At 74.0% G+C, this 14791-nt stretch carries 12 protein-coding genes and 1 tRNA gene; 6 read left to right on the top strand and 7 right to left on the bottom strand.

Annotation, left to right across the window (positions count from 1 at the left end; all coding sequences use genetic code 11):
• On the bottom strand, nucleotides 1-232 hold a 232-nt coding region (locus ACZ7KF_RS15590), incomplete at its 3' end, for a hypothetical protein (RefSeq protein WP_471073940.1).
• A gap of 367 nt (nucleotides 233-599) precedes the next feature.
• On the opposite strand from ACZ7KF_RS15590, the gene ACZ7KF_RS15595 reads away from it, so the two are divergent.
• Entirely contained in the window at nucleotides 600-1751 is a 1152-nt protein-coding gene (locus tag ACZ7KF_RS15595; protein ID WP_471074502.1) for a glutathione-independent formaldehyde dehydrogenase, read from the top strand.
• 190 nt (nucleotides 1752-1941) lie between these two features.
• On the opposite strand, the gene ACZ7KF_RS15600 is transcribed toward ACZ7KF_RS15595, so the two are convergent.
• Nucleotides 1942-6192, bottom strand: coding sequence for a WD40 repeat domain-containing protein (locus ACZ7KF_RS15600; protein WP_471073943.1), 4251 nt, complete (start codon nucleotides 6190-6192; stop codon nucleotides 1942-1944).
• Between the two features lie 400 nt (nucleotides 6193-6592).
• Nucleotides 6593-7138: a hypothetical protein gene (locus ACZ7KF_RS15605; protein ID WP_471073946.1), complete on the bottom strand. Its 546-nt coding sequence runs from the start codon at nucleotides 7136-7138 to the stop codon at nucleotides 6593-6595.
• A gap of 296 nt (nucleotides 7139-7434) precedes the next feature.
• Here ACZ7KF_RS15605 and ACZ7KF_RS15610 point away from each other — a divergent pair, with 296 nt between their 5' ends.
• Nucleotides 7435-7914, top strand: coding sequence for a hypothetical protein (locus ACZ7KF_RS15610; RefSeq protein WP_471073948.1), 480 nt, complete (start codon nucleotides 7435-7437; stop codon nucleotides 7912-7914).
• An 83-nt stretch (nucleotides 7915-7997) separates the two neighbouring features.
• Nucleotides 7998-8207: a ferredoxin gene (locus ACZ7KF_RS15615; protein ID WP_471073951.1), complete on the top strand. Its 210-nt coding sequence runs from the start codon at nucleotides 7998-8000 to the stop codon at nucleotides 8205-8207.
• Here ACZ7KF_RS15615 and ACZ7KF_RS15620 read toward each other — a convergent pair.
• Nucleotides 8204-8986, bottom strand: a complete 783-nt coding sequence (locus tag ACZ7KF_RS15620) for a glycosyltransferase family 2 protein (protein ID WP_471073954.1) — start codon at nucleotides 8984-8986, stop codon at nucleotides 8204-8206. The two genes, ACZ7KF_RS15615 and ACZ7KF_RS15620, sit on opposite strands and share 4 nt — an antisense overlap.
• Before the next feature lie 161 nt (nucleotides 8987-9147).
• Complete coding sequence (locus ACZ7KF_RS15625; RefSeq protein WP_471073956.1) at nucleotides 9148-9558, bottom strand: DUF6344 domain-containing protein; 411 nt, start codon at nucleotides 9556-9558, stop codon at nucleotides 9148-9150.
• 348 nt (nucleotides 9559-9906) lie between these two features.
• Here ACZ7KF_RS15625 and ACZ7KF_RS15630 point away from each other — a divergent pair, with 348 nt between their 5' ends.
• Both ACZ7KF_RS15630 and ACZ7KF_RS15635 read left to right on the top strand, forming a co-directional pair.
• Nucleotides 9907-10035, top strand: coding sequence for a DLW-39 family protein (locus ACZ7KF_RS15630; RefSeq protein WP_003999697.1), 129 nt, complete (start codon nucleotides 9907-9909; stop codon nucleotides 10033-10035).
• Nucleotides 10036-10289: 254 nt separating this feature from the next.
• A complete protein-coding gene (locus ACZ7KF_RS15635; RefSeq protein ID WP_471073959.1) occupies nucleotides 10290-11621 on the top strand; it encodes a hypothetical protein in 1332 nt (443 codons plus the stop codon).
• 84 nt (nucleotides 11622-11705) lie between these two features.
• Here the strand turns inward: ACZ7KF_RS15635 and ACZ7KF_RS15640 are convergent, their stop codons facing one another.
• Both ACZ7KF_RS15640 and ACZ7KF_RS15645 read right to left on the bottom strand, forming a co-directional pair.
• Nucleotides 11706-13568 carry a serine/threonine-protein kinase gene (locus ACZ7KF_RS15640; protein WP_471073962.1) on the bottom strand — a complete coding sequence of 621 codons (1863 nt, stop codon included), beginning with the start codon at nucleotides 13566-13568 and terminating at the stop codon, nucleotides 11706-11708.
• Between the two features lie 323 nt (nucleotides 13569-13891).
• Nucleotides 13892-14440 (bottom strand): helix-turn-helix domain-containing protein, encoded by a 549-nt coding sequence (locus ACZ7KF_RS15645; RefSeq protein ID WP_471073965.1) that lies wholly within the window; start codon nucleotides 14438-14440, stop codon nucleotides 13892-13894.
• A 182-nt stretch (nucleotides 14441-14622) separates the two neighbouring features.
• On the opposite strand from ACZ7KF_RS15645, the gene ACZ7KF_RS15650 reads away from it, so the two are divergent.
• Nucleotides 14623-14695: transfer RNA gene (locus ACZ7KF_RS15650), tRNA-Ala, on the top strand.
• The last annotated feature ends 96 nt before the right edge of the window (nucleotides 14696-14791 follow it).

Here is a 14791-nt window from a genome sequence, read left to right on the forward strand (position 1 = left end):
GCGCGGCCAGGAGAAGGGGGTGCTCGATGATCGACTCCTCGCCCCCCTCCTCGCGGCCGCGCGCGAGGGCGGCGAGCAGGAGGGGGTGTTCGATGATCGGTTCCTCGCCGCGCTCCTCGCGCCGGGACAGCATCGCCGCCAGCAGGAGCGGGCCGATGGCGGATTCCTCGCCGGACTCTTCCTGGCCTGTGCCGGCCTTTTCGCGAGTGGGAGTCTCCGTCGTTGCCGTCATGGTTTCCTCTTTCCTCGACGCATGACTCGGCGGAGTGCCCGGCTGCCGCAGCCAGCCCCGCGCTCCGCCCTTCAGCGTCATGGTCGAGGCGTGTGCCACCGGCCGCACTTCGATCACCGGTCGCGCCGGGCACGGTGTCGCCGCGGAGTTGCCGAGGCCCTGAGCGGGGGTTATGACGCGGGTGCCCGGGCCCGGAGCCGGGGTCCGGTGAGCGGCCCCCGGCGGTCGACGGACCGCCGCCGGACGTCTTTTGACATCGTCGACCGGCGGGCGTTCCCTGGAAGTACCGGCGGTGCAGCGAGCGTGCGCCCCCCGGCCACGGTTCTCTCGCCGCCGTCGTCCGGCACTCGATGCGGAGGTGGCTGAGGTGAAAGCCGTCGTCTATGAGAAGCCGTTCAGCGTCACGGTGCGGGACGTCGACGACCCGCGGATCCAGCATCCGAACGATGTGCTGGTACGGGTGACGTCGACCGCGATATGCGGCTCCGATCTGCATATGTACGAGGGCCGTACGGCAGCCGAGGCCGGCATCGTCTTCGGGCACGAGAACCTCGGCGTGATCGAGGAGGTCGGCGACGGTGTGACCTCCCTGTCCGTGGGCGACCGTGTGGTGATGCCGTTCAACGTGGCCTGCGGGTTCTGCAAGAACTGCCTCGCCGGGAAGACCGGCTTCTGCCTGACGGTCAATCCGGGCTTCGCCGGCGGCGCCTACGGCTACGTGGCCATGGGCCCGTACAAGGGCGGTCAGGCGGAACTGCTCCGGGTGCCGTTCGCCGACTTCAACTGTCTGAAGCTGCCGGCGGGCAACGAGTTCGAGACCGACTTCGTGCTCCTCGCCGACATCTTCCCGACCGGCTACCACGGCTGTGAGCTGGCCCAGGTGTCGCCCGGCGAGAGCGTGGCCGTCTTCGGCGCGGGCCCCGTGGGCCTGATGGCCGCCTACTCCGCCATGCTGCGCGGCGCGGCGAAGGTGTTCTCGGTGGACCGGGTGCCCGAGCGGCTCGCCAAGGCCGAGGAGATCGGGGTGATCCCCATCGACTTCACCCAGGGCGACCCGGCCGAGCAGATCAAGGAGCAGACGAACGGAGAAGGCACCGACAAGGGAGTGGACGCCGTCGGCTACCAGGCCCAGGCGCACGACGCCAGCCACGAGGAACCGGCCGTCGTCCTGAACACCCTGGTGGAGACGGTCCGGCCGACCGGCATGCTCGGTGTGCCGGGGCTGTACGTGCCCTCGGACCCCGGCGGACCCGACGAGCACGCCAAGCACGGCCAGCTGCTGGTCTCCATCGGCAGGATGTTCGAGAAGGGCCAGCAGATGGGCACCGGTCAGTGCAACGTCAAGCGGTACAACCGCCAGTTGCGCGACATGATCATCGCCGGGCGGGCCAAGCCCAGCTTCGTGGTCTCCCACGAACTGCCGCTGGAGGACGCGCCGGCGGCCTACGAGAAGTTCGACAAGCGGATCGAGGGATACACCAAGGTCGTCCTGCACCCGGGTCACGCCCTGGCCGCCTGAGCGGCAGCCGAGCGGTGGCCGAGCAGCCCCCCGGGAGCAGCCGAGAGGCGGCTGCGGGGCGGCTGCGGGGCAACGGAAAGGCCCGACCGCTGGCGACGGGGGATGCACCAGCGATCGGGCTATGGCCAAGGGTAACAAGGTTGTCGATTCCGTGGGACCAAGTCCGCGGGGAATCAGGCAGGTTGGCCGATCATCGACCGCACGGAGGGTCGTAGGAGAGGCGGGGCAGATACTCGTGCCACCGCTGCGGGGTGAGCACACCCCGGGTGACGGAGCAGATGTGCCGGATCGCCGTGTGCGCGTCCAGACTCCACAGGCGGACCGTGTCGGTGCCGCTGGAGACACCGAGGACGCGGCTCTGCGGGCTGAAGGACAGGAACGTGCCCGACTTGGCGTTGGGGCTCATCGACTGGCCGATGGGCGTCGCCGAGGAGGGGTGGCCGACGTTCCACAGCCGGACCGTGTTGTCGTTGCCGCCGCTGGCCAGAACACGCCCGTCCGGGCTGAACGTCAGTGACTTGACCGCCTCGGTGTGGCCGACGAGCGGTGTCCCCAGGGCGGTCGCCGTGGCGGGGTCGGCGACGCCCCACAGCCGGACCGTGTCGTCGTCGCTGCCGCTGGCCAGCGTGTGGCCGTCCGGGCTGAAGGCGAGCGCGTTGACCGGCCCGGAGTGCTCCGTGAGCCGGCTCAGCCCGGTGGGGTGGGCCGGGTCGGTGACGTCCCAGAGCCGGATGGCGCTGTCCGCGCCGCCGCTGGCCAGGGTGTGCCCGTCGGGACTGAAGGCGACCGCGTTGATGTAGCCCCGGTGGCCGGTGATCGGCTTGCCGAGCGGTTTCGGGTGGGCGGGGCGGGTGATGTTCCACAGCTGGAGGGTGCGGTCGTCGTGGGCGGTGACCAGCGTGCGGCCGTCCGGGCTGAAGGCGAGCGTGTCGGGCCCCACGAAGCGCGTCCGCAGGTGCAGGGGTGACCCGGCGGCGACGGGGTGGGACGGATCGCCGACGTCCCACAGGTACACCGACTGGTTGTCGGTGAGGACGGCCAGGGTGCGGCCGTCGGGGGAGAACAGCGGTGCCCGATGGCCGCCGTCCGCCTGCATGAACGGCTTTCCCACCGGCACGGGCCGGCCGGGCCGGGTCACGTTCCACAGCCGGAGCCTGCCGTCCCGGGCCGCCGTGGCCAGCATCCGGCCGTCCGGCCGGAACGCGCCGGTGCGGCCGACGATGTCCGAGGTCGGCAGCGACCACAGCCGTACCTTGCTGTCGCCGCTGCCGGTGGCCAGGGTCCGCCCGTCGGGGCTGAACCCCAGGGCGTACATCTCCCCGCTGCTGCCCGCGAGCGGCTCGCCCACCTGGGAGGGGGAGGCCGGGTCGCGCACGTTCCACAGGCTCGCCGTGCTGTCCGCGCTCGCTGCGGCCAGCCGGGTGCCGTCCGGGCTGAAGGCCACCGACCAGACCGGCCCGGTGTGCCCGGTCAGCGGGGAGCCCAGCGAGGACGGGCGGGCCGGGTCGGTGACGTTCCACAACCGGACGGTGTCGTCGGCGCCGCCGCTGGCCAGGGTGTGCCCGTCGGGGCTGAACGCCACCGAGTGCACGAGGTCGGTATGCCCCTTCAGCGGTGCGGGGTACGGCTCGGGCCGGCGCGGGTCGGCCGTGTTCCACAGCAGGATCGACTCGTCGTCGCCGCCCGCCGCGAGGGTGCGCCCGTCGGGGCTGAACGCCACGCTGCGCACGGCCGCGGCGTGCCCGCGCAACGTGGCCGACGCGGTGGGCCGGCGCGGGTCCCGCACGTCCCACAGCCGCACGGTGTGGTCCTCGCCGGCCGTGGCCAGCGTGTGCCCGTCGGGACTGAAGGCGACCAGGTAGATCGTGCCCCGGTGGCCGCTGAGCGGCTTGCCGAGCGGTACGGCGTGCGCCGGGTCGGTGACGTCCCACAGCCGGACCGTGCCGTCGTCGCCGGCGCTGGCCAGTGTTCTGCCGTCCGGGCTGAAGACGGCGCTGCTCACCCAGCTGGTGTGGCCGGTGAGGGGGGTGCCGAGCGGGGCGGGGCGCTCCGGGTCGCTCACGTCCCACAGCCGGACCGTGCGGTCGTAGCTGGCCGTGGCCAGGGTCTTGCCGTCCGGGCTGAACGAGGTGAGGTACACGGCACCGGTGTGGCCGGACAACGGGGTGGCCAGCGGCGCGTTCACGATCGAGATCAGGCGGCTGTACGTGCCCTCGTCGCCGGGGCGCAGGTGGTGCGCGACCAGGTCGAGCTGGGCGGCCAGCGACGGATCGGTGTGCTGGACCCGGTCGGCCTCGGCGAGCACCTGCTCGAACACGGCGTCGTCGCGCTGCTTCCAGGCGATCACCGCGGTACCGGCGGCGAGGACGGCCAGCACGACCAGGGCCGCCACCGCGGCCCGGCTCAGCAGCACCGTGCGCTTGCGCAGCCGGACCGAGGCGGCGAGGAACTCGACCGCGCTGCGCGTCAGATAGGTGTCCCCGGCCGACCGGGCCCAGGCGCGCGCCTGCTCCAGCCGCGACCCCCGGTACAGCAGTGAGCTGTCCCGGTCCGAGTCCTCCCAGGACCGGCCGTCCTCCTCCAGCCGCTGGCGCAGCAGGTGGTCGCCCCGGCCCTCGTCGATCCAGTGCCGCAGCCGCGGCCAGGCGTGCAGCAGCGCCTCGTGGGTGATCTCCACGGTGTCCGCGTCCAGCGTCACCAGCCGGGCCCGCACCAGGGCCTCCAGCGACTCCTCCGTCTTGCCCGGGTCCGCCGACTCCTGCGCGAGCTGCCGCCGGGTGCCGCGCCGGCGCGTGGCCTGGGTGTCCTCGCCCAGCCGGACCAGTCGCAGCAGGAGCAGCCGGGCGGCGGTACGGGCCGCGGGGTCCAGACCGGACCAGGCGCGCTCGGCGGTCGCCGCCACCGCGCCCTGGATCCCGCCCGCCGAGCGATAGCCGGCCAGCGTCAGCTTTCCGGCCTTCCGGCGCTGCCAGGTGGCCAGCAGGGCATGGGACAGCAGCGGGAGCACGCCCGCGTCGTGTGCGCCGCGGGGGCCGTCGGCGCTGACCTCGCGGACGATCAGCTCGGCGAGCCCCGGCTCCAGTTCCAGCCCCACCGCCTTGGCCGGGCCGGTCACCGCCTCGCGCAGCTCGGTGCTGGTCAGCGGGCCGAGCACCATGTGGCGGTGCTGGAGGGCGTCGGCCAGCTCCGGGTAGCCGAGGCACTGCTCGTAGAAGTCGGCGCGGATGCCGAGGACCACCCGGGCCGGCGCGGGGCCGGCGTCGCCGGCGGGCGGGGTGCAGGCGGCGTGCAGGAGCTGGATGAAGGTACGCCGGTCCGCCTCGTCGGCGCAGAGGGTGAAGGTCTCCTCGAACTGGTCCACGATCAGGACCGGCCGGGCGTCCGGGGCGGTCGCGCGGTCCGCCCAGGCGGCGACGGCCTTGCGTGCGGCCCGGGCGAGGTGCGGGGCCTCACTGCCCGGCAGCGCGGGGTTCTCGGACGCCTCCTGCTCGGCCCTGCGCGCGTCGGCGGCGACGGCGGTCAGCTCCGGAATCCGGCGGACCAGTTCGCCCAGCGGATCGGTACCCGGGACGAGCTGCAGGACGGGACCGGGGGGATCGGGGGGCGGCGGGGGCGAGGGAGGGCCGGGGGACTCGGGGGGAGCGGGGGAGGCGGCGGGGGCGGGGGGCGTGGAGAAGGGGGAGGGCGCCGAGGGCGCCGAGGGCGCAGAGGGAGTGGGGGAAGGGGAGGGCGGGGAGGAGGCGGGGGGCTCGCCGCGTTGTGACGGCGCCGGGGGGCCGGAGGCCGTCGCGCCCGGGGCGCTGGGGCCGGGCCGGCTGTCGCCGGCGTCCAGGGCACCGCCGCGGATCGCGGGGACCAGGCCGGCGTTCAGCAGCGACGACTTGCCCGCGCCCGACGCCCCGACCAGCATGACCAGCCCGCCCGACCGCTCGGCCGCGCGGAGTTGGGTGACGAGGGCGTTCGTGCTCCGTTCCCGGCCGAAGAACCACCGGGCGTCCTCCCGCCGGTACGGGGCCAGCCCCCGGTACGGGCACACACCGCCGGCGACGGGCGGGGCCTGGGCCGGTGGCCGCCGGTTCTCCTCCGCGGGCGGTGCGGGCCGGTCGCCGGCCGGGCCGGTCAGCGCCAGCTCCCACAGCCGCTGCCAGTGGGCGAGGTCGTACAGCCCGGCGGAGACCGGAGCGGGACGCAGACGGCGGGCCTCGGGGATCAGGATCTGCAGGACCGCCGCGAGGGCGGCGAACTGGGCCGGTACGTTCTTGGCGCGGCGCCAGTCACTGATCCGCTGCGCGGACACCCGTACGGGACGGCCTCGCTCGTCGACCCGCTGCAGCCGTACGACCGCCTCGGCGACGCTCTTCAGGGGAGGATTTCCAGCCTCCTTGTACAGCAGCGCGAGGCGCTCGGCGAAGGCTGTGCGTGCCCCTGAGTCGGAACTCAAGGTCCCACCCCTTACTTTCCCCCGCGTGCGAACGTCCGGACCGGAAAACTCACCCTATACGGCTGACCTGCGGATAAGGGTGGGACCGGAGACCGGAACCTCCTCGTGGGGGGCGACAGATGGCAGGATCCGAACCCGGTAGCGGACCCGTCACATACCGTCCGAACAGGCCACCGGCTCGGTACTCGGAGAGACAGCCCATGGCGACGAACGTTCTCGGTCAAAGTCGGTCAACCTGTTCCGCGCCCGGCGGGTGAGTCCGCGCACGCCGGACAACCCGCCCCGTTCTTCGACCCGTGCCGCAGCGCCGACAGGGCACGGGTCGACGGCCCCGCACCGTTCGGCACCGGTCCCCACGAGGGGAGGGACCGGTGCCGGGCGGGCGGGAAATCGCAAGCTCTCAGGCCGGCCAGCCCGCCTCGCGGGCCGTGGCGACGGCCCGCCGCTCGGCCTCCTCGGCCGCGCCGTTCAGCGCGGCGTCCCGCCCCTGCGCGAGACCTCCGGCCGCGACGGCGGCCGTCCGGGACGCCGACAGTGCCGCGCGCAGGGCCTCGGCCGCGGCAGGGCCGCCGTCCCGGGCCGCGGCCAGCTGTGCCGCCAGGGCGGCGGTGGCGGCGGCGTTGCGGGCGCAGCGGGCGTCCGCCGCCGGATCCGGAGCGCTGTCGGCCAGGGCGGCGAGCGAGCCGGCCGACAGTCGTAGCGCGTTGGCGGCCCTGCTCACGGAGTCCTTCGGCACGACCTCGGCCGCGTCCTGTCCCACACCGGCGTACCGGCACGCGGCCACCGCGCGGTCGTAGGCGCTGTGGGCACGGGCGCCGTGCACCCGCCGCAGCTCTTCCGCCCGCGGGTCCGCCTCCCCGGTCCGCGAGCCCGCGTGCACCGCCCGCGGGTCCGCCTCCCCCGTCCGCGGGTCCGATCCGGTCGCCGCCGCTTCCCGTCCGCTCATCCTCCGGCCTCCCTCTCCCGGGACGACACCGTGCGCCCGGCCCCTACGGACCGGGCGCGGGCAGGGTGCCACGCCGGGCGCGAAGAGACCACAGCGGCGCGGGGGTTCCGTGGCGGGGGCGGGCCGTCGAGGCGTGCGGAGCGGGGGTGACGGGTCGTTGAGGCGTGCGGAGCGGGGCGGTGGGTTGTCGAGGCGGGTGGAGCGGGGTGGCGGGTGGCGAGGGGGTGCGCGGTCTGGGAATCTGACGCCGCGTCAGTTACGGTCGTGGCGTCGGCCGTTCCGAAGGGGTGAGTGTCATGGCGGAGGAGAAGCAGCGTCCCCGGTGCCCGCGACCGCCCGGTGAGCCCCGCTGGGTCGCGATGTTCTACGAGCCCGCGCGGGAGACCTGGACGGTGGGAGCCGAGTCCCCGTACCGCGCCCCGGTGCTGTACGCCCTGGGAGACATGACCCGGACCGTGCGGGCGCGCGGAGACGAGGTGACGCTCGCACTCTGGGGGCCCGGGGACGGCACCTGGCGGCTGTTCGACACCCCGTCCGCCAAGGCCCCCGCCCCCGCGCCGGAGCGGCCCGCGCCCGGTTCCCCGGAGCCCGCCCGGCTCACGGAGCGCATGACGGACCGCCGGCACCAGGTGCTGATGGCCGGTCTGAGCAAGGCGGGCCTGTACGACCTGGACGCCGAGGACGGCGACGCCGTACGGATCCTGGCCGACCGGCTGGACGAGCCGACGGTCCGCCGGGTGGCCCACTGGCTCTCGGTGGCGGGCGGCGGCCGGTGACGCCTGTCGCCGTACGGCCGGTTGGGCGGGTGAATCGCCGGGCAGGGACGTCCTGGAGGTCACCGCTGACGGCTGGAGGACGCATGAAGGTCTCCGTCGACCGCTCCCGGTGCTACGGCTCGGCCGAGTGCGCCCACCGGGTGCCGGCCGTGTTCGCGTTCGAGGACGGATACGGCGTCGTACGCCCCGGCTGGCCGGAGGCCGCAGGGGATCCGCAGGTCAGGGAGGCGATCCGGGAGGCCGTGGAGAAGTGCCCCTCGCAGGCCGTCGCCTTCGCGGAGCGGGAGGACTAGGAGGCGCGGCCGGGGGGTGACGGATAGGTCCAGGCGAAGCCGGCGAGTGCGTGGGCCCGGGCCTCCGCGACCGCCGTGCGGGCGGCGCGTTCGGCGGGGTCGACGTGCGCCGCCTGGCCCGTGACCTGCCCTTCCCACTTGCGGTACAGCAGACCGGCCTCCGCCGAGAACCAGCCGCGGCTCACCGCGTTCAGCGCCAGCAGCAGGCCGGTGTCCTCGGAGGCCGGCAGCGCCATCCAGCCGCCCAGGGCGACGAGCAGCTCGCGCCGTACGCACAGGCTCGCCGGGTGGACCGGGGCGCGGAAGTCGTTCCGCTTCCAGTGGTCGAGGACGGCACCGCGGGCGATCGGGCCGTCGTCGGGATCGTCGGGGAAGCCGACCGTGGAGCCGTCGGGCAGCAGGTCCAGGACGCGGGACGTCGTCCAGCCGACGGTGGGGTCCGCCTCCAGGACGGCCAGGTCGCGGGCGAGCGCCCCCGGCGTGAGCCGGTCGTCGGCGTCCAGCACCTTGATGTAGGCGCCCTCGGCGTGTGCCAGCGCGATCGTCCGGGCGACGCCGGGCCCGCCGGGCCGGCCCTGGCGGAAGGTCACGCGTGCGTCGTCCGGGACGTGGGGGCGGACCTCGTCCGTCGTGCCGTCCTCCTGGACGACCCAGTCCCATTCCCAGCCTGCGGGCAGCCGCTGTGCGCACAGGGAGGCGTACGCGTCCGGCAGGAACCGGGCGGAGGGGCCGTGGACAGCGGTGACTACGGTGACGCGCCGGCTCACGGCAGCGCTCACCACCTTTCCGTGCGGTGCGGGTCGTTGCCGTACGAGGATGACGCATCCCGGAAAAGCGCGAGACCCCCGGCCGAACCCGGCCGGGGGTCTTTCCGTTTCGACTGGTGCGTACGCAAGTCGCCGTGTTGTCGAGACGTTGCGGTACTGCGGGAAGAGAGGGATCAGCAGGTGAGAGGGGCGGAGAGGTGCCGGTCGGCCGCGGTGGTGTCCGGCTGCGTCTGTTCCCGGGGCTGAGCTTGCGTCTGTTCCTGCGTCTGTTCCAGTGCCGGTGTCTGCTGCTCGGTCTCGGTGTGGGGGCGGTGCCGGCAGCTCGGGGACTTTCCGTGGGCCTCGGCCCGGATCCGCTGCTTCATCGTGGGGGGCAGTGCTCTGCCATGGGACCAGGCCCAGTGACTCATCGCCGGGATCGCCGGGTTCGTGCGCTCCACGGTGCCGGCGCTCGGGCTCTCGGTGCGCGGTTCGGCCGTGGCGGCGGTCGCGGTGCCGGCGGCGACGAATCCGAGCGCCGTGCACAGCGCGAGGAAGGCGGTGACGATGGCGGTCCACAGCTTCATGACCTTGTTCCCGGTCATGGCCCCTCACTTTCGGGTTGGGCGATTTGCGTACTTTGTTCATGATGTGTATGGGGATCGCGAAGTGGTGGACCGACGCCCGTGGCGCGTGGATGTTCCGATGAACACCACTCGGATGGGTGCAAAGGCTTCGAAAACCCCCCAATCACGGTCAGGGGGAGCGAAGGGGGAGCAAAGCAACGGTGTGTAGGGGCGCCGTCACCCTCCGGCCGGAACCGCTTCCGGCCTGGGTTATTGCGCTGTCGGGGGCGGGAGTTGGGCCCCGACGCAGGTCACCGATCGATATCGGTCGGTGTGTATAGTCGGGCGCCAGAGGTCCCCTACGTCAAGGAAAGACGAGGTCGCGCGGTGAAGAAGCTGCTCCTGGTCGCACTGGCCGCCATCGGCGGGCTCCTCGTGTACCGCCAGATCCAGGCGGATCGCGCCGAGCAGGATCTGTGGACGGAGGCGACTGACTCCGTGCCCACGGGTTCGTGAGTCCCGATACCCGATCTGATTCCTGAACAGACCCCGGCCGCCGTCGCGGCCGGGGTTTTGTGTTGCCCGCCGGCCTCGCGTCCGCCTCGTGTTGCGGGGTGCCGCGGGGTGCGGTACGCGGGCGGGCGGGCCGGGCCGGATGTTGCCGGGCGTTTCGGACGGCCGTGCGTATTGCCCGGATGGCGCAGCGCTGGTCGGGGCAGGATGGGGCCTGCGGTCCGGTACGGCTGTCCGACGACTGGGGGTGGTGGCGCGTGCGGGGGCGAGCGGATACGGCGGCGTGGGACTGGTGGCGGGCCGTAGCCGCCCGGTGCGCCGTGATCGTGCTGCTGGGACTCTGCGCCTCCCTCGCGCCGGCGGCCGGCGCCCCGGCCGCCGCCGCGTCGCCCGGCGCGTACGGCTTCACTCCCGGCGCCCGCACCGTCGCCGGCACGCGGGGCACCGCGGACGCCGCGCCGCTGGACCCCGGCCACACCTACCGCAGCTCCCTCCCGCGCGACGGCAAGCTCTACTACCGCCTGCGCCTCGCCGCCGCCGACACGGCGTACGTCCCGGTCACCGCCGTACCGCCGGCGGACGCCACGGTCTTTGCCACGGACGGCATCCGCGTGTCGGTCCGGGACGCGAACGGAACAGCCTGCGCCTACGCCTCCGCCCGGTTCGGCGCCGGGCACAGCCCGCGCCCGGTCACGGCCCTGGGCCTGCGTGAAGCGGGCAAGACGCTGTGCCAGGGCGCGGGCACGTACTACCTGCTCGTCGAACGCCTCGACGCCGAGGGCACCGGCGCGGTGGCCTCGGCGGCGCGCTGGGACCTGGAGATCGCGCCCGCCACGGAGCCCCGCCCGGCACGGACCGGCCCGACGACCGCGCCGCGGGCCTGGGACTCGGCCACCCCCGAGCCCCTGGCCGGCCGGTCCCGTGAGCGCTCCGGCGGGACGGGTTTCGCCACGGCCCGCCCGCTGGGCCAGGGCGTCTGGCGGACCGCTCTGGTACCCGGCGAGACCCGGTTCTACAAGGTCCCGCTGGACTGGGGCCGGCAGCTGCACGCCTCCGCCGACCTGGACGGCGCCCCGGGCCGAGGCTATGTCGGCGGCGCCCTGAACCTCTCCCTCTACAACCCGGTCCGCGGCTCCGTCGACGACGCCTCGCTCGGCTACACCGGCACCGCGAAGTCCGCCGCCCTCGCGCCGCTCCCGCCGGTGGAGTACGCCAACCGGTACGCCCCCACCGCCGCAGTGACCTCGGTCCGGTTCGCCGGTGACTACTACCTGGTCCTGCACCTCAGCTCGCAGCTGGCCGGGATCTTCGGGCGGGGGCCGTTCGAGGTGACCCTGCGGGTCCGGGTGGACGGACGGGCCCACGCCGGGCCCGGGTACGCCGGCCGTCCCACGCCGGACGACGTCTTCACGGTCACCCCGCAGGACCGGGCGGCCGCGGTGACCGGGGCCGGCGGGGGCGGCGACGACCGGACGATGAAGCTGGTCGCCGTCGCCGGCATCGGCTCGGGCACCGCCCTGCTCCTGCTCCTCGCCGGATGGACGGCGGCGTCCCGCCGGGGCCGCGTGCGGGGTGGGGTGCGGGTGTAGGGGGTCGGGTCCGCGTGCGGGGTGGGGCGCGGGGGGAGGGCGACCGGGGCCGGTGGCAGGTCTCGGCGCAGGCTCGGCTCGTGCTCAGATGCGGGTCAGTGCCCAGAAACCCACGGCGTAGCAGACGAGCGCCAGGAGCAGGATCGGGATCGCGGCCCTGGCCGGGGGCCCGGGGCGGCGGGGTGCGCGGCGCGCCCGGTGGCCGCGGGCACGGCGGGCGGGCGAGGCGGGAGTCTCGGCAGCCGCGGGGGCGTGCACCGGGTGGGCGGTGCGGGGTGGGTGCACGGTGGGGACGGCGTACGCGGCGGGGGGCGTGTGCGGGGCGAGGTGCGGGGCCTGGGGATCGCGGGCGGTGTACGCGGCGGTGGTGGTGGTGTCCCGGGGCAGGTCCGGCAGCTGGGCCGGCAGCAGGTGCGGCGTCGGGGCGGGGGCCGGGTTCGGGGTCGGGAGGGGACTGGGGGCCCGGTGCGGGTTCGGGTCCGTGTAGGGGCTCGGGTCTGGGTAGGGGCTCGGGTCCGGGTGGGGGCGCGGGGCCGGGGGCTCGGGCTGCTGGGGAGGCGGCAGCCGGAAGCTCCCGGTGTCCGACATGGAGCCGGTGCCGGTGGGGGGACTCGGGTACGCCCCCCAGCCCGGTGCGGCTGCCGAGGGGGTGCCTGTGGCTCCTCCGGGGACTGCTCCCGGACCCACCTCTCCGGGACCCGGAGCGCCGAACTCCCGGGCCCCTCCGAACTCTCTGGCTTCCTCGATCTTCCCGGGCTCTCCGAACTCCGCGTTCTCTCCGGCCTCTGCTGCCTCTTCTGCCCCTCCTGCCCCTCCTGCCCCTCCTGCCTTTCCGTTCTCTCCGGTCCCTCCGGAGCCCGGCGTCGGGGCCCGGCCGGGAACCGGCTGCGCTGCCGCGCCCGGGACCGGCTCCCGTGTGCCGTTTCCACGCTGTACCGGAGCGCCGTCCCGGACCCGTTCCCGTGCCCCGTCCGGAACCCGCTCGGACCTTCTGCCGGAGGCCGCTTCCGAGGCTGCTTCCGAGTCCGGTTCCGAGCCTGGTTGCGAGGCCACTCCGGACGCCTTCGGGCGGGGGCCGTCGGGGCCGAAGCCCGGTGGCAGCGGGCCGAGTTGGTCGAAGATCTCGATGAGTTCGTCGTCGGGGCCGGGCTCCGGCAGGAGTTCCGTGGCGGCGGCGAGCGCCTTGCGCGCCCCCGTGGCGGTGCGGAAGCGGTCCCCGGGATCGGGCTGGAGCAGCGAGGCGACGACCTGCCAGAGCGGTTCCGGAATGCCCTTGGGCGGGCCGGGCGTCCCGTGTTCCAGGAAGTACTGCACGAGCGCCTTGGTGTCGGGTTTGGCGCCCTCCAGGAGATACAGGGCGACCAGGCCGACGGCGAACAGGTCGGCCGGGAAGTCGGGTTCGGCGCCCAGCATCTGCTCGGGCGCGAGATAGCCGGGCGTGCCCACGACGAGGTTGGTCTCCGTCAGCCGGGGTTCCCCGAGCCGCATCGCGATGCCGAAGTCGGACAGCCTGAGCCGCGGCCGGCCGGTGCCGGTGGCCTCCAGGAGCACATTGGCGGGCTTGATGTCCCGGTGGACGACGCCTTCCGCGTGGACGGCGGCGAGCCCGGACAGCAACTGGTCGAGCAGGGTGCACACGAAGCCCGGGGGGAGGGGGCCGTAGTCACCGACCAGGTGGACCAGCGAGCCGCCGGCGACCAGGTCCATGGTGAACAGCACCTTGTCGTCGTCGGCGGCCCAGCTGGCCGGGGCGAGGACGTGCGGGTGGTCGATGCGCAGGCCCTGCTCCCGCACGAAGCGGAGGAGGGAGTGGGCGTCGCGCTGCTGGAGGACCTTGGCGGCCACGTAACGCCGTCGGCGATGGTCCCAGGCACGCCACACGGCTCCCACACCACCGCGTCCGATCGGGTCGGCCAGCTCGTACCGGCCGGCGAAGACCTCACCCATGGCAGCCGCCGCTCCTCCCGTGGCCCGACGAAGCCTCCGCGCCCCCGCGGCCCCTGCTCCCCCTGGCTCGCCTGACTCCCTTGATTCCCTCGGTCCCTCGGTCTTCCGGTCCCTCGGTCTTCCGGTCCCTCGGTCTTCCGGTCCCCTCGGTCCGCCCCGTTCCCTTGGTTCCCTCGGCCCCTGGGGCCGCCCGGTTCCCTGGGTCCCCTCGGTTCCCTCGCTCCCCTTCCTACCCACGAGAAGAGCGATACGCCCCCAGGAACCCGGACCCGGATGAACCCGGAACCCCCCGAACCCCGAGGACTCGAACCGGGCCCGTGGGGTCAGTTCTGGTGGGACTGGTAGTGCGTGACGGCGTCGGAGGTGCGGCCGGCGCCGTAGACCCGGAGGAACTCCGCGAGTTCGGGGTGGCTCGGGGCGAGGGTGTCCGCGGCGTCGATGATGTCGCCCGCGGCGGCCACCGAGCGCAGCAGCGACTGGATCTCGCGGACCACGCGCTTGACCGTGGGCGCACCCGAACTGTTGGTCGTCTGGGTGGTGTTGCTGAGCACGGAGCCCCCTTGCGACTTCTTGATCTCGTCCATGCGCTCGGTCGCCTCGGCGGCGCTGACGCTGCCGTCCGCGACCTGGGAGGACAGTTCCTGAAGCAGCTGCACCCGCTGGACCACCGCCGGATTGCCGATCTTCGCGCGCTGGCCGCTCATCAGCTGCGAGAGCATCGGAGCGGACAGGCCCAGGACCGCCGCGAGACGGGCCTGGTTCAGCCCGAGATCGTCGATGAGCTTACGGAAGAGCGCCCCCAACGGCTCCCCGTACCAGTTCCGCTGCAGCTCCCGCGCTCTGGCGGTGGCTTCCTGCTGTGCGGCGTCCATTGCGTCTCCCCATCGCTTCCCCTGAAAACCGCGGTTCGCTGTAGCGAACCACGTCGAGCATCTTACGGAGAGTGGTCATCCGCGGGGACCCCCAATCTTTTTGCGGGATACGGGGGGTGACCCGGTACTCTGGTCTGCGGCACCCGCCGGAACGGGATTCCTCCGGTCGGGCGCGCCGTCTCGGGGCCTTAGCTCAGTTGGTAGAGCGCCGTCTTTGCATGGCGGATGTCAGGGGTTCGACTCCCCTAGGCTCCACGAGATCACACCCCCCTGACCTGCGGAAACGCGGTCAGGGGGGTGTTTTTGCGCCCGCTTGCCGATCAGGGCGAGCCGCTGTGCGGAGGGGGCCTG

The sequence above is a fragment of the Streptomyces sp. NPDC038200 genome (genome assembly GCF_055600785.1).